Below are 17,257 nucleotides of genomic sequence, written 5' to 3'. Positions count from 1 at the left end.
CTGGGCCTTTTACACCCCCTCACTCCCGACCCCAAACCTGTCGGGCGGGGGCGCCTGCCCCGGCCGCCCCCGCCAAGGTTCGAACCGAGTGACTCAATACATTAGCAGCCGTGTTTTACTGGCCGTTTTGCATCGTGCCGCCGGTTCCGTTATTCATGCCATTACCGGTGCCGCCGCGCGTTCCGTTGTTCATGCCGTTACCCGTGCCGCTGTTCGATCGGTTCATCGATGGGCTATTCGGCGTCGCGCCGGTGCCGGTCCCGATGCCGCCGCCGGTGCCGGTCACGCCCGGCGAACCGTAGCCCGAATCGCTCGGGCTCTTCATCGATCCAGCGCCGACGCCGGGCGTTGCGGTCCCGCCCGCGCCACCGGTGGTGCCGCCGCCCGCGCCCACGCCGGTACCGCCACCGCCCGCACCTCCGCCGCCCGCACCTCCGCCGCCCGCACCTCCGCCGCCACCGGCGCCACCGCCAGCCTGCGCATAAGCGCCGCCCGACAGTGCTATCACGAGCGCCGAAGCGAAAATTGTCTTGGTAATGCGTTTCATGGTTCACCTCCATAGAGTCGGTTTGATGTCACGCAAGCGCCTGTCGCTCACATGCATGGACTGCCGCAAGCGGTGTGCCTCGCTCGATCGTGTTCCGCTCGAACATGGGGCCGCGGCAGCATGCCGGTGATCGAGCATGGGGCGTTCCCGGCGTCGCGTGATCAAACCGATATGGAAACCGAACTATTTTGCAGTGCAGCGAAACCGATTCAGCGTGCGCGTCTTGCCATGCCGTTGCGGCCCGCCTTTCGTCCACCTCGACCCCAGGTGGTTTCGGTGCGCTGCCGGGATGCGCTGCACGCTTTCGTACTTTCCATTACATTGCGGGTGCGGTGGCGCTTTAGCATCGCTCCCTCTAATCAAACAACGGTGTCTGCCATCGTCGATTCCATGCAGCCAATCGTCTCAGTCACGAACCTGTCGAAAACCTATGCCACTGGTTTTCATGCACTCAAAAACATCAATCTGGCCATCAACCGCGGGGAAATCTTCGCCTTGCTCGGCCCGAACGGCGCGGGCAAAACGACCCTCATCAGCATCATCTGCGGCATAGTCAACGCAAGCGTTGGCAGCGTGACGGTGGACGGCCGCGACATCGCGACCGACTATCGCGGCGCGCGCTCGCTGATCGGCCTCGTGCCGCAGGAGTTGACCACTGACTCGTTCGAAACCGTCTGGGCGACCGTCTCGTTCAGCCGCGGACTGTTCGGCAAGCCGAAAAACCCGGCCTACGTCGAAAAGGTGTTGCGCGACCTGTCGCTGTGGGAAAAGCGCGATAGCAAGATCATCACGCTCTCGGGCGGCATGAAGCGGCGTGTGCTGATCGCCAAGGCGCTCTCGCACGAACCGCGCGTGCTGTTCCTCGACGAACCGACCGCCGGCGTGGACGTGGAGTTGCGCCGCGACATGTGGAAGCTGGTGCGCTCGCTCGCCGAGAGCGGCGTGACGATCATCCTCACCACGCACTATATCGATGAGGCCGAGGAAATGGCCGACCGCATCGGCGTGATCAGCGGCGGTGAGATCATGCTGGTGGAAGAGAAAACGGAGCTGATGCGCAAGCTCGGCAAGAAGCAGTTGACGCTGCAACTGGAGAGCCCGCTCGCGCAAGTGCCGGTCTCGCTGACCGGCTATGGGCTCGACGTCGCGAAGGGCGGCACCGAGCTGATCTACACCTACGAAGGCGAGGGCGGCCGCACCGACATCATCGCGCTGCTCAAGGCGCTCGACGACGCCGGCATCCGCTTCAAGGACCTGCACACCACGCAAAGTTCGCTCGAAGACATCTTCGTCAGTCTGCTCCGAGGTGACCAATGAATATCTACGCAATTCGCGCGATCTACAAGTTCGAGATGGCGCGCACCTGGCGCACGCTGATGCAGAGCATCATCGCGCCGGTGATTTCGACTTCGCTTTACTTCGTCGTGTTCGGCGCGGCGATCGGTTCGCGCATCAAGGAAGTGGACGGCATCAGTTACGGCGCGTTCATCGTGCCGGGATTGATCATGCTGTCGCTGTTGTCGCAAAGCATTTCGAATGCGTCGTTCGGGATTTACTTTCCGCGCTTTACGGGCACGATCTACGAGTTGTTGTCGGCGCCGGTGTCGTATCTGGAAATCGTCGTGAGTTACGTGGGCGCGGCGGCCACCAAATCGATTCTGCTCGGGCTGATCATTCTTGCGACCGCGGGCTTGTTCGTGCCGCTGCAAGTGCAGCATCCGTTGTGGATGATCCTGTTTCTCGTGCTCACGGCGGTCACGTTCAGTCTGCTCGGTTTTATTATCGGCATCTGGGCGGATAGCTTCGAGAAGCTGCAGCTCGTGCCGCTCCTGATCATCACGCCGCTGACTTTTCTCGGCGGCAGTTTCTATGCGGTCAATATGCTGCCGCCGTTCTGGAGGGTCGTGACGCTGTTCAACCCGATCGTCTATCTGGTCAGCGGATTTCGCTGGAGCTTCTATGGTCTCGCCGATGTGAATGTCGAGGTGAGCCTCGGCATGACCGCGCTTTTTCTGGCCGTGTTCTTGTTGATCGTTGCGTGGATTTTCAAGACCGGTTATCGGCTCAAGACTTGATAGGCCGCGCGTCATGCGAAACTCACGGACACCCCCAACACGGAGCCGATAGCCATTATGTCCGTCGATCTGAGTCTGATTGAGCGAAGCGCGTGCGAAGTCGTCGATCTGTTGCGTGAGGAAGCGGTGAGTCCGCGCGACCTGCTCGACACGCTCGCCGCGCAGGTCGCGCGCGTCGAACCGCAGGTCAACGCGCTGCCCACGCTCTGTTTCGAGCGTGCGCACGCGCATGCCGATGCGCTGCTGAAGAAGCCCGTGGCCGAGCGCGGCTTGCTATGCGGCCTGCCGGTGCCGATCAAGGATCTGACCGACGTGGCGGGCGTGCGCACCACACGCGGTTCGCTGGTCTACCGCGACCGTGTGCCGGAAACGTCGGATGCCGGCGTGACCTTGCTCGAAGCGCACGGCGGCGTGGTCTACGCAAAATCCAACACGCCGGAGTTCGGCTCCGGCGGCCATACGTATAACAGCGTGTTCGGCGTGACGCGCAATCCGTGGGACCTGTCGCGTTCGGCGGGCGGCTCGTCCGGCGGCGCGGCGGCCGCGCTGGCGTCAGGCACCGCGTGGGTCGCGCAGGGCTCCGATCTGGCGGGGTCGCTGCGCACGCCGTCTGCATTCTGCGGCGTGGTCGGCGTGCGTCCGACGCCGGGCCGCGTCTCGTACGGCCCGGTCGCCAATCCCTACGACACGCTCGGCATTCACGGGCCGATGGCGCGCAACGTGACCGACGCGGCGCTGCTGCTCGACGCGATGTGCGGCGAAGTCGACGGCGCGCCGTTGTCGCTGCGTGAGCCGGCGACCTCGTTCCTGGAGCATGCGCGCCGGCCGCAACGCCCGGCGCGTGTGGCATTCAGCGAAGGACTCGGCATCGCCACTGTCGAGCCGGAAATTCTGGCGATTTGCCGCAAGACGATGGATCGGCTCGCGGCGGCGGGCGTCGGCGTGGAGGAGAGCGATCTCGACCTGAGCGCGGCGACACAGGCGTTTCACACGCTGCGCGGCATTGCCTACGCGACGAACTACGAAGACGTGCTGGCCCAGCACCGCGACGTGCTGAATCCCAACGTGATCTGGAACATCGAGTTCGGTCTGCAACTGGACAACCGTGCGATGCGTTCGGCACAGCGCACGCGCGCGGAACTCTTCTACAAGCTGAATGCGCTGCTGCAGCGCCATGACGTGCTGATCTGTCCGGCGTCGATCGTGCTGCCGTTTCCGGTCGAAGCACGCGATGTCCGTGACGCGGTCGGCCTGCACTTCGAGACCTACATCGACTGGCTCGCGATCACTTATGCACTGACGCTCACCGGCATGCCGGTCATGGCGATTCCGTGCGGGATGAGTGCGAGCGGGCTGCCTGTCGGTATCCAGATCGTCGGTAAGCCGCGTGGCGAGGCGGCGTTGCTCTCGGCGGCGAGCGCAATCGAAGAGATCATCGGCACGTGGGCCACGGGCAAGCCGCCAGTCTTTTGAACGTCAACCTGCGTACGATTCGCGGCGTGTGAGCCGCGTGAGGAAAAGGGTTGAGGGCCGGGTGAGGCGTGCGTGAAGATCGCGCCGTGGCCGGCACCCCAACGGGCATGCCGGCCGCGACGCCAGCCTCTACGTCACATACGCCTGCGCGACGTTGATCAACTGCACGCGGTTGCGCACGTTGAACAACTGCCGCAGACGGCGCAAGTGGTAGTCGACGTTATGCGGCGACAGCCCGAGGAAGTAGGCAATCTCCTTGTCCCGCTGACCCTGCACGACCGCCTTCAGCACCGCATGCTGCAACTCGCTCAGCGTGACGCGCTGCTGCTGCGCGGGCGCGATGCCGATCACGCTCTTCGCGTGTGTCCAGATGAACTCGTGGATCGTGTGCGCGAACATCAGCGTCTCGGCCACGATCGATTCGGTCATCCAGCGCGGATTACCGATCTCCGAATTGAAGCACAGGCTCGCGCTCAGCTCCGGCTCGGGCAGCGGCATCTGCGTGAGAATGCCGCTTTTGCGCCCGGTCGCCTCCAGCAAGTCGATCAGCCCGCCGAGCCGTTCGCTGCGCATTTGCGCACGCGGCAGGTCGGCGCGCATGTCGGCCGTATTCCAGAGGAACGGCATGCCGGTCGGCGAGGCGAGTGCCACGCGCGGGTCGAGCTCGAAATAACGCTCGCGGAAATAGCGCGTGAGCCAGCTTTGCGACTCGTAGCTGGTCAGCACGAACATCGTCTTGTGATGCGCCGACGTGCGCGTGGCCGAATAGCTGAATGAGTCGAAGCCGAGTTGCTTGATGCGCTGCCGCACGAATTCGATGCGGTCCTGCGCGCTGCCAAAACGCACCAGCGGACTGATGACCGGTGCGGCGCGGCGCGCCGCGGGCGAGGGTGTGCCGATCTCCTCCTCGGTGAAGAGTGTGAGAAAACCTGTGGGCGCCACGCCTGTTGCGGTGCGGCTGGATGCCCTGGATGCTTCAGCCGCGTGGGCTGATTTCTCGAGTTGCCGCGGGCCGGCCGGGTAAGCCGGTTGGGCGGTAACCGCCGAGTTGTATGCTGCCGACGCGTGCCCGGCTTCACCTTGCGGCGAGCCGGTCAGCCAATGCGGCAGCGTATCGCATTCGTGTTCCATGAAACGGTAGCTCCGGCGTTCGAAACGCGTGAAAGACGACAACCTGAATGATTAGCTATTTCCAAAAATTGCGGTAGCCGGTTCCTTGCTATCATTTTTGAGTTCTTGCTCCGACAGCGGATTGGCAACGCGGGTATGGCAGGGTTCACTCTTCATATGGCACCTCCCTGGGAATGGACGTGATGGCACGAATTCCAAAACTCACAACGACGCTCGCCTACGACCGCTACATGGCGGGCCAGAAACTGGTGTCGAGCGTGGATCGCCCGTGGCGGCACCTGGTGCTGCGTTCCTATCTCGAACCGGCCGAGCAGGAACTGCTGAAAGCGCCCGGCTTGCAGGACCTCACGCTGATGACCCTCGCGAGCGGCGCCGAGCACCTCGAGCGCAACCTGAACGGGCGCTGGGAAAGCGCCGATCTGCGGATGGGCGACGTCTGGTTCGTGCCGCCCGCGCCGATCTCGTGGCGCTGGCGTTCGATCAGCGATGAGCCGCTGTCGACCGTCCATTTGCACATCGAGCGCAGCCTGATCGACAGCGTCGCCGATCAGATGGAGCTCGGCGGCTCCCGCGAGCTGTCGCTCGGCGACGCGATGCGGTTTCGTGATCCGTTGATCGCCGCGATGCTTGCTGCATTGCATCGCGCCGCCGCCGATCCGGCCGACTCGCGCCTGTATGTCGATGCGCTGGTTCACGCGCTCGCCGCGCACCTGTTGCAGCACTATTCGCGCGGCCGCCCCGCGCTGGCCGGATTGCTGGCGCGCCCGGAACGCCTCGTGCCGCGCCGGATCCGCCGTGTAACCGATTACATTCGCGCCAATCTCGCCGAGGATCTGGCGATCAGCGAACTGGCCGCACAGGCGGGGTTAAGCAGCTTTCATTTTGCGCGTGTGTTTCGCCGCGAGACCGGCGAGACGCCGCATCAGTACGTATCGCGATTGCGGCTCGAGGAAGCGGCGCGGCTATTGCGTGCCACCGATCAGACCGTGCTGCAGATTGCGATCGCGGTTGGTTTCGAGAATGCCAGTCATTTCTCCGTGCAGTTCAAGCGTGACTACGGCGTGACGCCGCTCGCTTACCGGCTGCGCGGCTGAAGTACGGATTGCGCGGCTGGAAGTGGCCGGCTGGTCAGCCCGGCAATCGCGGGACGGCGGCGGACGGTTCGAGGCAGTCCGATGAGTACACTCGGAGCCTCGCCGCTTTCGTCGCCGGGCAATGCTGCGGCCCCTGTCTCTGACGGCAGACAGGGTTGGGTCGCCGGAAGGTACAGTCCGATGAGCCGCCTTGGGGGAATCACGCACTTTGCGCAGTGTGCTGCGCATTGCGCGGCTTGCAAACTACGAACTTTCGTGGCGCTCGGGCGGTTGGACCTGGCATGCGTGTGCCGTTGTGGCTTGCCGGGCGGTATTCGCACAAGAAAACAGTACTGGTCCAACTGGCCTGACCAGTCGAACGGCAACTGTATCTGTCGAAGCCTTGCATCGGACGACAGAATGATGTGCCTACGGCTTGGCTCCGCCTTGCGTCAAACCTCCGACCGACCACTCCATTCACCCTCACACTGGAAACCTGGCGATGACCCGACTCCGAATCACCTCCTGTGGCCATGTCTTTACCGCCGAAACCCATCCGGACGCGCCGCAAACCGTGGCCGCCTTCCTGAAGCTCCTGCCGTACCGGCAGAAGATCATTCATGTGCGCTGGAGCGGCGAAGGCTGCTGGGTGCCGCTTGGCGACTTCAAGCTCGAGAACGACGGCGCGGCGGTCGGCTTCGAAAATCACACGAGCCATCCGTCGGTCGGCGACATTCTGTTCTACCCCGGCGGCTACAGCGAAACCGAGATCATTCTCGCGTACGGTTCGTGCTGCTTCGCGAGCAAACTGGGACAACTCGCGGGCAATCACTTCCTGACCATTGTCGAAGGCAAGGAGAAGCTGCGCGAATTCGGCACCAAGGTGTTGTGGGAAGGCGCGCAGGACGTGTTGTTCGAAAAGATCTGAAGCAGTGGCGCCGGGTCGTGCAAGGGGAAGACGTTCGGGCGGCTCTTGAGGGGACTTTCTTTGTGAGACCCTCACGGAGACTTTCTTTGCGGCGCACTACTGCGGACGCGTCCTAACCCTGGTTAATTTTTATTCCATAAATCGCGCATACTGGAGGCGCCCGGGCGGCTTGTGAAGCGCTCACCTTCTGCCTCCTGAGCGCGGTTTGCAGTCCATGCGGACGCGTTAGGTACGCTCCGAAAGCAGTTCTTTGGAGCCGGCGCGGAACACCTATTTTCGCCGCCATGCGGCGCCAGGTCTCGCACATGACGGACTCGCACGTACTGCCGCTTACCGCTTTCGCCACACAGTTGCGCCTGCAACAGGTCGATCTGACCGAACGCTGGATGAAGGCCGTCTTTCACGACGCCGAATTGACCGAATCCGACCGGCTGACCTACGAGCAACTGGCCGATCACATCCCGAACATCCTCGACGAAATCTGCAGCGTGCTGGAGAACCAGGATCTCGACCATGTCGAGAGCGCGATCGAACGCGACGCGCGCCTGCACGGCAAATTGCGCTGGAAGCAGGGCTACCGGATCGACGAACTGGTGCGTGAGCTCGATCTGTTCCGGCAGATGCTGACCGGCGCGATCGTCGAATTCAGCGAGGCCCGGCCGTATTTCACGCGGCGTCATGAGGAGCGGGCGCGGCATTTCATCGACGAAGCCGTCAGCTTTGTCACGCTGACCTCGATCCGCGAGGTCGTCAACGAGCGCGACCGGAAGATCGACGACTACACCGGACGCCTCGAACGCGCGAATCACGAACTGACGCTCAAGCAACGGCTGGTCGGCGATCTGTACGAGTCGCGCATGCAGATCACGCGTAGCGTCGTGCACGATTTGCGCAACTTTCTCAACGTGTTTTCGATGGCGCTGCAACTGATCAGCCGCGCGCCGTCCAAGGTCGAGACCGCGCTCGCGCTCGCGAACCGTCAGGCGGCCGATATGAAAACGCTGGTCGACGAACTGGTCGAATACTCGGTCGTGCTCGGCGACGACAGTCCCCTCGTGCTGGAAACCTTCGCGCTGCGCGAGCTGTTCGACGAACTGGTGATTTCGTGCGAAAGCGCGATCGAAGCGAAAGGGCTGCGCCTTCTGACTGCCTTCGACGGGGCGTTGGATATGGTCGTCTCCAATCGACTCAAACTCAAGCAGGTCGCGCTCAACCTGTTGACCAACGCGGCCAAATACACGAAGGCCGGTCAGGTCGAATTGAGCATGACGGCCGCGGAAGACGATCGCTGGCGCCTGCGCGTGTCGGATACCGGGGTGGGCATCGGCGCGTCGGACCGGGAACGCGTGTTCAAGGAGTTCGAGCGCGCCGCCGATGACGACGTTCCAGGCGCCGGCCTGGGCCTCGCGATCGTCAAGGAACTGTGCCGGGTGCTGGAGGGCGAAATTCGTTTCGACTCGCAGGAAGGCGAAGGGACGATCTTCGAGATCAGTTTTCCGATGCGCTTGCAGGCGGTGGATGGGTGATAGGGTTATTCGGCGTTTGTCCGTTTAAGGGTTTGGGCGGTAATTCTTAATTGAACAATGCTTTATTTAAGAATAACAAAAACTTCCACTTAATTCCGCCTAATACACAGTCCGTGCACATTGAGACGTTTGGCATTTCGCGTCTTAAATGGACTACGCCTTTGAGCTAATTCGAGCTAAAAAATAGCTTTTAAGAATTTGCCGTATTCCGCGTAATCGGGGCATGACGGCAAACTGTGCGCTTCGCTTTTGTCGGCCAAGTGAAAGCGCAATGCCATCTCAAGTTTTTACTGATTTCTCTTTAATAGTTAGGATGACATAAGAAAAATCTTGGCGTACGCTGCTTTAAGAAAAAGATTGGGAGGAATGTTGAACAAGTCTTATAGGACCGTATGGAACAACGCGACCCGCACATACGCGTCGGCGTCCGAGGTGGCGAAAAGTCGCGGTGCGAAAGGGGCTTCGGTACGCGGGGCGCTGATGGCCGCCGGAACCAGTCTGTTTGGCGTCCTGGTGGTGGCTTCGCCTGCGAGAGCGGCGGAGGAGTCGCCCAACCCGATCATGAATGCGCCTGTCCAATGGGATGCCGACACGCTGACGACCGTCTCCCAGCCGCCCGAATCCGGCGTGGCCCGTTCGAAAACGCTGACTCTGGGAGCCGCCGCGTTGACGGACGCAGTACCGGTCACCCAATACATTGCTGTGAGTTCGTTCACTACGCCGGCTTTGACGACGTCCGCGTCGGGGGGAGAAAACGCAATGGCGATTGGCGTCGGTGCGATGGCCATCGACGACAATGCGCTCGCAGTCGGTACGAGTTCCGGCGCTGCGCGTAGCAACACGACCGCGGTCGGCGCGGGCGCAGCAGCGTTGGCGCCTTATGCGACGGTGGTGGGCGCCGGCGCGACGTCCAACTATTTCGCCGAGAATGGTGTTGCAATCGGCTACATGGCAGCCGTTCAGAATGTCAACGCGGTGGCTATCGGGACAAACGTCCAGACGGACGCCGTAGACTCGATCGCAGCCGGCAGCGGTGCCTGGATCACGGCGGCCGCAGCGAAAGCGATCGCGTTCGGTTCCGGCTCGAAGGCTACCGCAGCGGGTTCCGTAGCGCTCGGTGCGGATTCCGTCGCGGACCGATCGAATACCGTCTCAGTCGGCAATGCCGCGCTGCAACGGCAGATCACCAATGTTGCAGCCGGTATCCAGGGTAACGATGCCGCTAACGTCACACAGTTGAAGGGCATGGCGGCCGTACTGGGAGGCGGCACGGACGTTGCCGCTGACGGAACGATCGCAAAGCCTGTCTACAAAGTCAGCGGGAAGATATACAACGACGTCGGCTCCGCGCTCGCGGCCGCCGTCACGACCAGTACTCAGGCCAGCGCGGATTCTGTCCAGTACGATTCGAGCTCACACAGCGCCGTCACGTTGGGCGGCACCGCCGCGCCGGTTCGGCTCACCAACGTGCGCGCCGCGAATCTCGCTGCCAACAGTTCGGACGCCGTCAACGGCGCGCAGCTGTTCACCACGAATCAGGCCGTCGCGCAGAACACGGGCAGCATCACGAACCTCGATCAGCGCGTTACGGATAACACGACGAACATCAGCAATCTCGACCAGCGCGTCACGGATAACACGACGAACATCAGTAATCTCGACCAGCGCGTCACCGACAACACGACGAACATCAGCAACCTCGATCAGCGCACCACGACGATCGAAGGCGACGTGAACAACATCACCAACCAGATCACCAATGGCGAGATCGGGCTCGTTCAGCAGGATCAGACGTCGCGTATTCTCACCGTGGCGAAAGGCACGGATGGCGCCCGCGTCGATTTCACCGGTACCGGCGGCGCACGCGAGCTGACCGGGATTGCGGCGGGCACCACCGATGCATCCGCGGTCAATCTCGGCCAGTTCAAACCGATGGTGGCCGCGTTGGGCAGCGGCGCCCAGATCAACGCCGATGGTTCTGTGACCGGCCCGAGCTATCACATGCAGGGCGGCACGCAAACCACCGTCGGCGACGCGCTCGGCTCGCTCGACAACGGCCTCACCACCTTGCAGCAGAACATGGCGACCGGCGGGATCGGCATGATCACGCAGGATCCGGTGTCGCGTGTCATCAATGTCGGTGCAATCACGGACGGCAATCTGATCAACCTGGCCGGCACGGCGGGCAACCGCGTCGTCACAGGCGTGGCAGCCGGCGCGGTCGCTCCGGCCAGCAGCGACGCGGTCAACGGTTCGCAACTGTATGCGCAGTCGGCGGGCACGGCGGTGGCGCTCGGCGGCGGGTCGACCGTCAACGCGGACGGTTCGGTGACGGCGCCGTCGTATCGCGTGGGCGGCACGGTCGTGAACAACGTCGGCAACGCGATCACCAACCTGGACGGCCGCGTCACGCAGAACAGCAGCGACATTGCCGGTCTGCAGACCACCGTTGGCAACCTTGGCGGGGCGGTCGCGAATGCGGTGCAGTACGACAGTTCGGCGCATGACAGGATCACGCTAGGCGGCACGGCGGCCAATGCGCCGAAAGTACAACTGACCAATCTGCAGGACGGCACGCTATCGGCCACCAGCACCGATGCAGTGACCGGTGCTCAACTCTGGAACACCAATCAGACTGTCAGCAGTCTTAGTCAGCAGATCAACGTGGTGCAGAACAGTCAGACCACCGGCAGTCCCTATGTCGCCGTCAGCAGTTCGGGTAACGCGGCTCAGGCGATCGGCAACGGTTCGGTGGCGATTGGCGGCGGCGCCAAAGCGTCCGCGCCGAACTCGGTGGCGATCGGCGAGGGGTCGGTAGCCGATGTGACGAACACGGTGTCTGTCGGCTCGTCCGGCAGCGAGCGCCGCATCACCAACGTCGCGGCTGGCCAGACGCCCACCGATGCAGTGAATATGCAGCAGTTCCAGGGCGGCCTGAGCAACATTGCACGCGCCGCCTACACCGGGACGGCGTCCGCTATTGCATTGACCATGGTGCCGGAAGTGGACGCGACCAAAAATCTCGCGATCGGTGTCGGAACGGCCGGGTATAAGGGTTATCAGGCCGTAGCGGTCGGCGTGTCGGCGCGTGTCACGCAGAACCTGAAAGTGAAGCTGGGTGCCGGCATTAGCTCAGCCACGACGACAGTGGGTGCCGGTGCGGCCTACCAGTGGTAACGCAAGGGAGGTCATTCGCCGCACCCGAGCGGCGCGGGCATCAATTCCGCCACGACCGCGCTCACGGCCGGCGCGGCGTCTCAATGGAAACAGGGAGACGGGAGATCGGCGCGTTTGACATGCGTCGGTAGACAGTCAGCGAGTCATTCTCGCTGCAAGCACCCCGCGCGCTGAACGCGCGGGGTTGCCGTACGACATTTACTTGAAGAGCTTCATCGCCTGCGAGAGCGTATTGACGACGCCCCATGCCAGCGGCAGCGTCACATACAGCCAGAAGACGGCGAGTTTGGCCTTGCTGGTCTGATTCCCTGCTTGAACGGTCGACATGCGAGTCTCCTTAAGCGCCTTTGGCGAGTTGTGCGTCGGTCATGTGGTGCTTGTCGTCCACGCGCTTGACCAGCAGGTTGCAGACGAAGCCGACTACAAGCAGCACGGCCATGATGTGAACGGTCATCGTGTAGGCGTCCGCCTTGGCGACGCCTTGCGCGACTTCATAGGCGCGAATGTAGTTCACCAGCACCGGACCGGCGACGCCCGCCGCGGCCCACGCCGTCAGCAGACGGCCGTGAATGCCGCCGACGAACGCCGTGCCGAACATGTCGGCGAGATACGCCGGCACGGTGGAAAAGCCGCCGCCGTACATCGTCAGGATCACGCAGTAGGCGAGCACGAAGAGAGCGATGTGGCCGGACGCAGCGAAGCCCGGCACGAGGTAATACAGCACCGCGCCGAGCGCGAAGAAGATGAAGTAGGTGTTCTTGCGGCCGATCCAGTCCGACGCCGACGCCCACACGAAACGGCCGCCCATGTTGAAGAGCGACAGCAGGCCAACGAAACCGGCTGCCGCGGCTGCCGACACCGTGTCCTTGAAGCTCTCCTGAATCATCACCGAGGCCTGGCCGAGAATGCCGATGCCGGCCGTCACGTTCAGGAACAGCACGAGCCAGATCAGATAGAACTGCGGCGTCTTCAACGCCTGATCGATATGCACATGGTTGCGCGAGATCATCTTGCTCTGGCTGGTGGCGCTCGGCGTCCAGCCGGCCGGCTTCCAGTCCGCCGGCGGCACGCGGATCGCGAGTGCGCCGATCGTCATCGAGATGAAGTAGGCGATGCCGAGCACGACGAACGTCTCAGCCACGCCGATGCTGGTTGCGCTGCGAAAGTGGTTCATCAACGCCACCGACAACGGCGCGGCGATCATCGCGCCGCCGCCGAAGCCCATGATCGCCATGCCGGTCGCCATGCCGCGGCGGTCCGGGAACCAGCGGATCAGCGTGGACACCGGCGACACGTAGCCGAGGCCCAGCCCGATTCCGCCGATCACACCGTAGCCGAGATAGAGCAGCACGATCTGATGCAGATACACGCCGAGCGCGGAAACCAGGAAGCCGCCGCCGAAGCAGCATGCGGCGGTAAACATCGTGCGGCGCGGGCCGACGCGTTCGAGCCACTTGCCGGCGAAGGCCGCCGACAAACCGAGGAACACGATCGCCAGCGAAAAGATCCAGCCGAGCGACGTCAGCGACCAGTCATCCGCGCTGGATTGCGTAATGCCGATGACCCTGGTCAGCGGGCCGTTGAACACCGAGAAGGCATACGCCTGGCCGATACAGAGGTGGACGGCAAGGGCCGCAGGCGGAACCATCCAGCGCGAAAAGCCTGGCTTCGCAACGGTGGCCTGTTTGGAAAAGAAGGGGGCGGAGCCTGAATTCCCGCTAGGCTCGGTGATACTGCTCATGGTCGGTCTCCGGGGTGACGAATTAGTTGTTATCGGCGCTTCACACCAATGCTTTAGGTCTCGCGGCGTAAAAATTGTGGCTTTTGGTGCCGTCGATATATGTAATTAAGGTGCATATGGTGTGCACGAATTCGCGCCAAAATCAGCTTCGTCGAACGATAGGGCGCGATCAAGCCCTTGGCAATATGAGATGCAAATACATAAGGTGTTTGCCTGGTGAAACACGACCGTAATTTGTCGAATCGTGGCTTGGCAATGAGGCTGTCCGAAATAAGCTACCGCACGCTCAAAGCAAAGCGGGCCGGCAATGGCATCTTTCGCCACGCCGGCCCGCTTATCAGTGATCAAGGGAAACTCAGTCGACGGTGCGCCCGGTCTTCATCTTGGCCGCCACGAGCACCGAGATCAGGCAGCCGACGGCCAGATATGCCGCCACCGGATGCCACGAGCCGCCGGCAAAGCTGACCAGCGCCACCGCGATGAACGGCGTGAAGCCGCCGCCGACCACGCTCGCCACCTGATAACCCACGCCCGCGCCGCTGTAGCGGTACTCGGTGCCGAAGAGTTCAGTGAACATGGGTTGCTGCACGCTCACTACCGTGTCGTGCGCGATGTTGGCGAGCATGACGGCGAACACTACGATCCACACCGTCGAGCGTGCTTCGAGCGCGAGGAAGAACGGCACCGCGCTCAGCATGCCGACCAGCGCGCCGACGATATACACGCGGCGGCGGCCGAAACGGTCCGCCAGCAACGCGAAGCACGGAATCGTCACACAGCTCAGCGCGCCCACCAGCAGACCGATGGTGAGGAAGAACTCGCGCGGCATATGCAGATTGGCCGTCGAGTAGTTCAGTGCGAATGCGGTCACGATATACATCGTGAACAACTCGGCCAGACGCAGTGCGATGATCAGCAGGAACGCCTTCGGGTGGCGCAGCAAGGCTTCGACGATCGGCAGGCGCACGCTGCGCTCACCGTGCTTGCCGACTTTTTCGACGAACTCCTTCGACTCTTCCATGCTCGAGCGGATCCACAGCGCGATCAGCACCAGCACCACGCTGAACAGGAAGGGCAGGCGCCAGCCCCAACTCAGGAACGACGCGTTGTCCATCGAACGGCTGATCAGCGCGACCAGTCCGGTCGAGAGCACGAGGCCCACGCCGTAGCCGACTTGCACGCCGCTGCTATAGAACGCTTTCTTCTTCTCCGGCGCGCTTTCGACCGCCATCAATGCCGCGCCGCCCCATTCGCCGCCCACCGCGAAGCCCTGGATCGCGCGCAGGGTCACGAGCAGCACCGGCGCCCACCAGCCGATGGTGGCGAACGACGGCAGCAGGCCGATCGCGGCGGTCGACAGACCCATCATCATCACCGTGAGCACCAGCATGCGCTTGCGTCCGAGCCGGTCGCCGTAGTGTCCGAACACGAAGCCGCCGAGCGGACGGAACAGAAAGCCGACGCCGAAGGTGGCGAACGCGGCCAGCGTGCCCATCGCCGGGCTGACTTTTGGGAAAAACTCGGAGTTGAAAACGAGCGCGGCGACGATGCCGTACAGCAGGAAGTCGTACCAGTCGACCACGGCGCCGACGAAGCTGCCGAGCGCCGCCTGGCGGGCCTGGCTGCGCGCCTTGCGGTTGTCGACCGTTGCGGCCGTCGGGATGGTGGTACTCATGACAATGTCTCCTTGAAATTCTCGGGCTGCTGGGGACGGGCGGCAGACGCAGGGCTGTGGCCGCTCCCGATCGATTGCAGGATGTGCGAAGGTTAATGATGCGGAGTCGATCCCACAATCCGCATCCGATAGAAATTGCGCGATCATCGGACGCGACTGCGCGCATAGCGCGCGTTTTGCGCGTTTACACCGAGCGCCATGCGTTCGTGCATGGCGATGAACCACCGGGAAGCAGCCCGTGCTACCGTGAGGATGTAATCCTGAAACAACAGTTATTGATATACTACATACGGAATATTGATTTTTGCGGCAATGCAGCATATGATTGAGTCATTCCTTCACTCAATCATTCGGAGTTACAAATGGAATTTGTTCCTCTTTCGCTGTTCGCCGCTGCTGTTGTTGGTTTGGGCTCTGCCGCCACTGTGCTGTTGACCCGCTGGATTCCGCGGCCGGTCGCCCAGCTTGCAGCGCAACATGGCCGCTTTGTCGGTCTGGGCGAGCAACGCGTGGCAGTGGCAACACCGTATCGTGCGCATGTTAAACAAGAGGCGATGAATGTCGTCAGAACTTCAAACTGAAACAGTGGCCACACCGTTGACGTTGTCATTGCAGCCGATCGGCGCGAGCGCGAGCTTGCGCGATCAGGCGTATGCGATGCTCCGCCAGGCCATTGCCGACGCGGACATCTATCAGAACCGCGAAGAAATCCGTCTCGACGAGCGGGTGCTGAGCGAGTCGCTCGGCGTCAGCCGCACGCCGGTGCGCGAGGCCATGACGCTGCTCGAACAGGAAGGTTTTTTGCGCATGGTGCCGCGGCGCGGCATCTATATCGTGCGCAAGAGCAAGCGCGAAATCGTCGAGATGATCCAGATGTGGGCCGCGCTCGAAAGCATGGCGGCGCGTCTTGCCACGCTGCACGCCACGGACGAGGAAATCGCCCGTCTGCGCCACATGTTCGACAACTTCCGCGACGCCACGCCGGCTGAGCACATCGCCGAGTATTCGGACGCCAATATCGCGTTTCACCAGGCAATCGTCGAGTTGTCCAAGTCGCAGATCATTCTCGACACGATCAAGAACATCTTTATCCACGTGCGCGCGATTCGCCGCATGACCATTTCGCAGAGCGACCGCGCGTCGCGCTCGATCGTCGATCATCTGCGCATTATCGAGGCGCTGGAGCAGCGGGATACCGAACTGGCCGAGCGTCTCACGCGTCAGCATTCGCTGGATCTGGCCGCCTTCGTCGAGGCGAATTGCGATTTTCTGGACTGATGACTGGCGGCCCAAGGGGAGTCTGATTGGCAAGTTGAACAAGAAGGGCCCGCGGTGGAGACACCGCGGGCTTTTTTGTTTGCCGCCAAACCAACGTGGCGTGGGCCGCACGAGCGATGCGGGATAAACCTCGCTTGACGGTCTTAGAAATATGGTATGTGATATATCAAACGACGCGAGACAACAACCGGCCTCGGTGTTTTCCCTCGAATCGAGGCGACGGCATCGGCACTTTTCCTCGTAACCCTTAGCAGACAAGCAAAAGCAGCAGAACACGAGCCACGAGCATCTGGAAATCCCGATTGATTGAATCTGATATATCACATACGGTATGGTCCAGCTGAGTGGAGTGCAAGGTCGAGACTGTTCGAAGCGGGCGAGTTCACCGATAACCCTTTTGCGTAACCGATTGACCCAGGAGCCGACTATGTCTGCAGTTGTGTCATCCCTGCACCCAGCCACGGACACGATGCGCGTGCTCACGCTCGAGCAGGAGGTGCGCACCGCCAGCGCCTTGCCGCGCGCTGCCCTCAAAGCGACCCATCGCACCGGCCGCCCGGCGGTCGTGAGCATCTGCGCTGACCCGAGCCCGTACGCGCTGGGGACCCGCAACCAGACCACATACCAATGAGC

The 17,257-nt window shown here is 62.3% G+C and carries 15 protein-coding genes; 10 read left to right on the top strand and 5 right to left on the bottom strand.

Features of this window, described 5'->3' with window-relative positions; all coding sequences use genetic code 11:
- Positions 1 to 115: 115 nt before the first annotated feature.
- Positions 116 to 547 carry a hypothetical protein gene (locus tag P0D80_RS05835; RefSeq protein WP_408281944.1) on the bottom strand — a complete coding sequence of 144 codons (432 nt, stop codon included), beginning with the start codon at positions 545 to 547 and terminating at the stop codon, positions 116 to 118.
- A 390-nt stretch (positions 548 to 937) separates the two neighbouring features.
- On the opposite strand from P0D80_RS05835, the gene P0D80_RS05830 reads away from it, so the two are divergent.
- Genes P0D80_RS05830 through P0D80_RS05820 form a run of 3 tightly spaced genes read left to right on the top strand, consistent with a single transcriptional unit; the run spans position 938 to position 4,095 of the window.
- Positions 938 to 1,864 (top strand): ABC transporter ATP-binding protein, encoded by a 927-nt coding sequence (locus tag P0D80_RS05830; RefSeq protein WP_132383256.1) that lies wholly within the window; start codon positions 938 to 940, stop codon positions 1,862 to 1,864.
- A complete protein-coding gene (locus P0D80_RS05825) occupies positions 1,861 to 2,622 on the top strand; it encodes an ABC transporter permease (RefSeq protein ID WP_408281942.1) in 762 nt (253 codons plus the stop codon). Before P0D80_RS05830 ends, P0D80_RS05825 begins: the two co-directional genes overlap by 4 nt.
- A gap of 57 nt (positions 2,623 to 2,679) precedes the next feature.
- Positions 2,680 to 4,095 carry an amidase gene (locus P0D80_RS05820; protein ID WP_408281940.1) on the top strand — a complete coding sequence of 472 codons (1,416 nt, stop codon included), beginning with the start codon at positions 2,680 to 2,682 and terminating at the stop codon, positions 4,093 to 4,095.
- Positions 4,096 to 4,224: 129 nt separating this feature from the next.
- Here the strand turns inward: P0D80_RS05820 and P0D80_RS05815 are convergent, their stop codons facing one another.
- Positions 4,225 to 5,226 (bottom strand): helix-turn-helix transcriptional regulator, encoded by a 1,002-nt coding sequence (locus P0D80_RS05815; RefSeq protein ID WP_408281937.1) that lies wholly within the window; start codon positions 5,224 to 5,226, stop codon positions 4,225 to 4,227.
- 182 nt (positions 5,227 to 5,408) lie between these two features.
- On the opposite strand from P0D80_RS05815, the gene P0D80_RS05810 reads away from it, so the two are divergent.
- The 4 genes from P0D80_RS05810 (at position 5,409) to P0D80_RS05795 (ending at position 11,930) form a co-directional block, all read left to right on the top strand.
- A complete protein-coding gene (locus tag P0D80_RS05810) occupies positions 5,409 to 6,320 on the top strand; it encodes a helix-turn-helix domain-containing protein (protein ID WP_408281936.1) in 912 nt (303 codons plus the stop codon).
- Between the two features lie 481 nt (positions 6,321 to 6,801).
- Positions 6,802 to 7,227 (top strand): DUF3830 family protein, encoded by a 426-nt coding sequence (locus P0D80_RS05805; RefSeq protein WP_408281934.1) that lies wholly within the window; start codon positions 6,802 to 6,804, stop codon positions 7,225 to 7,227.
- Positions 7,228 to 7,532: 305 nt separating this feature from the next.
- Entirely contained in the window at positions 7,533 to 8,753 is a 1,221-nt protein-coding gene (locus tag P0D80_RS05800) for a sensor histidine kinase (RefSeq protein WP_408281932.1), read from the top strand.
- Between the two features lie 366 nt (positions 8,754 to 9,119).
- On the top strand, positions 9,120 to 11,930 hold the full coding sequence (locus tag P0D80_RS05795; RefSeq protein ID WP_408281929.1) for a YadA-like family protein: 2,811 nt from the start codon (positions 9,120 to 9,122) through the stop codon (positions 11,928 to 11,930).
- A 198-nt stretch (positions 11,931 to 12,128) separates the two neighbouring features.
- On the opposite strand, the gene P0D80_RS05790 is transcribed toward P0D80_RS05795, so the two are convergent.
- From P0D80_RS05790 to shiA, 3 genes are all read right to left on the bottom strand, one after another.
- Positions 12,129 to 12,257, bottom strand: coding sequence for an MFS transporter small subunit (locus tag P0D80_RS05790; protein WP_408176934.1), 129 nt, complete (start codon positions 12,255 to 12,257; stop codon positions 12,129 to 12,131).
- A 10-nt stretch (positions 12,258 to 12,267) separates the two neighbouring features.
- Positions 12,268 to 13,671 (bottom strand): L-lactate MFS transporter, encoded by a 1,404-nt coding sequence (locus tag P0D80_RS05785; protein ID WP_408281927.1) that lies wholly within the window; start codon positions 13,669 to 13,671, stop codon positions 12,268 to 12,270.
- 355 nt (positions 13,672 to 14,026) lie between these two features.
- A complete protein-coding gene (gene shiA / locus P0D80_RS05780; RefSeq protein ID WP_408281925.1) occupies positions 14,027 to 15,346 on the bottom strand; it encodes a shikimate transporter in 1,320 nt (439 codons plus the stop codon).
- Between the two features lie 362 nt (positions 15,347 to 15,708).
- On the opposite strand from shiA, the gene P0D80_RS05775 reads away from it, so the two are divergent.
- From P0D80_RS05775 to P0D80_RS05765, 3 genes are all read left to right on the top strand, one after another.
- Positions 15,709 to 15,927: a hypothetical protein gene (locus P0D80_RS05775; RefSeq protein ID WP_132382080.1), complete on the top strand. Its 219-nt coding sequence runs from the start codon at positions 15,709 to 15,711 to the stop codon at positions 15,925 to 15,927.
- The gene (locus P0D80_RS05770) at positions 15,905 to 16,624 is read left to right on the top strand and encodes a GntR family transcriptional regulator (RefSeq protein ID WP_132382082.1); all 720 of its coding nucleotides are present in this window, start codon (positions 15,905 to 15,907) and stop codon (positions 16,622 to 16,624) included. Before P0D80_RS05775 ends, P0D80_RS05770 begins: the two co-directional genes overlap by 23 nt.
- 427 nt (positions 16,625 to 17,051) lie before the next feature.
- On the top strand, positions 17,052 to 17,255 hold the full coding sequence (locus P0D80_RS05765; protein ID WP_408176938.1) for a hypothetical protein: 204 nt from the start codon (positions 17,052 to 17,054) through the stop codon (positions 17,253 to 17,255).
- Positions 17,256 to 17,257 lie beyond the last annotated feature (2 nt).

It is taken from the genome of Paraburkholderia sp. RL17-373-BIF-A (assembly GCF_046030175.1).
Taxonomy (GTDB): domain Bacteria; phylum Pseudomonadota; class Gammaproteobacteria; order Burkholderiales; family Burkholderiaceae; genus Paraburkholderia.
Note: the sequence above shows the minus strand (reverse complement) of the source record. Positions and strands in the feature narration are given on the sequence as shown.

Excerpts from the sequence above, each read along its gene's own strand:
- P0D80_RS05810 (WP_408281936.1), top strand. The coding sequence starts at position 5,409 with ATGGCACGAATTCCAAAACTCACAACGACGCTCGCCTACGACCGCTAC.
- P0D80_RS05770 (WP_132382082.1), top strand. The coding sequence starts at position 15,905 with ATGTCGTCAGAACTTCAAACTGAAACAGTGGCCACACCGTTGACGTTG.
- P0D80_RS05820 (WP_408281940.1), top strand. The coding sequence starts at position 2,680 with ATGTCCGTCGATCTGAGTCTGATTGAGCGAAGCGCGTGCGAAGTCGTC.
- P0D80_RS05835 (WP_408281944.1), bottom strand. The coding sequence starts at position 547 with ATGAAACGCATTACCAAGACAATTTTCGCTTCGGCGCTCGTGATAGCA.
- P0D80_RS05785 (WP_408281927.1), bottom strand. The coding sequence starts at position 13,671 with ATGAGCAGTATCACCGAGCCTAGCGGGAATTCAGGCTCCGCCCCCTTC.
- P0D80_RS05830 (WP_132383256.1), top strand. The coding sequence starts at position 938 with ATGCAGCCAATCGTCTCAGTCACGAACCTGTCGAAAACCTATGCCACT.
- P0D80_RS05805 (WP_408281934.1), top strand. The coding sequence starts at position 6,802 with ATGACCCGACTCCGAATCACCTCCTGTGGCCATGTCTTTACCGCCGAA.
- shiA (WP_408281925.1), bottom strand. The coding sequence starts at position 15,346 with ATGAGTACCACCATCCCGACGGCCGCAACGGTCGACAACCGCAAGGCG.
- P0D80_RS05825 (WP_408281942.1), top strand. The coding sequence starts at position 1,861 with ATGAATATCTACGCAATTCGCGCGATCTACAAGTTCGAGATGGCGCGC.
- P0D80_RS05795 (WP_408281929.1), top strand. The coding sequence starts at position 9,120 with ATGTTGAACAAGTCTTATAGGACCGTATGGAACAACGCGACCCGCACA.
- P0D80_RS05800 (WP_408281932.1), top strand. The coding sequence starts at position 7,533 with ATGACGGACTCGCACGTACTGCCGCTTACCGCTTTCGCCACACAGTTG.
- P0D80_RS05815 (WP_408281937.1), bottom strand. The coding sequence starts at position 5,226 with ATGGAACACGAATGCGATACGCTGCCGCATTGGCTGACCGGCTCGCCG.
- P0D80_RS05765 (WP_408176938.1), top strand. The coding sequence starts at position 17,052 with ATGTCTGCAGTTGTGTCATCCCTGCACCCAGCCACGGACACGATGCGC.
- P0D80_RS05790 (WP_408176934.1), bottom strand. The coding sequence starts at position 12,257 with ATGTCGACCGTTCAAGCAGGGAATCAGACCAGCAAGGCCAAACTCGCC.
- P0D80_RS05775 (WP_132382080.1), top strand. The coding sequence starts at position 15,709 with ATGGAATTTGTTCCTCTTTCGCTGTTCGCCGCTGCTGTTGTTGGTTTG.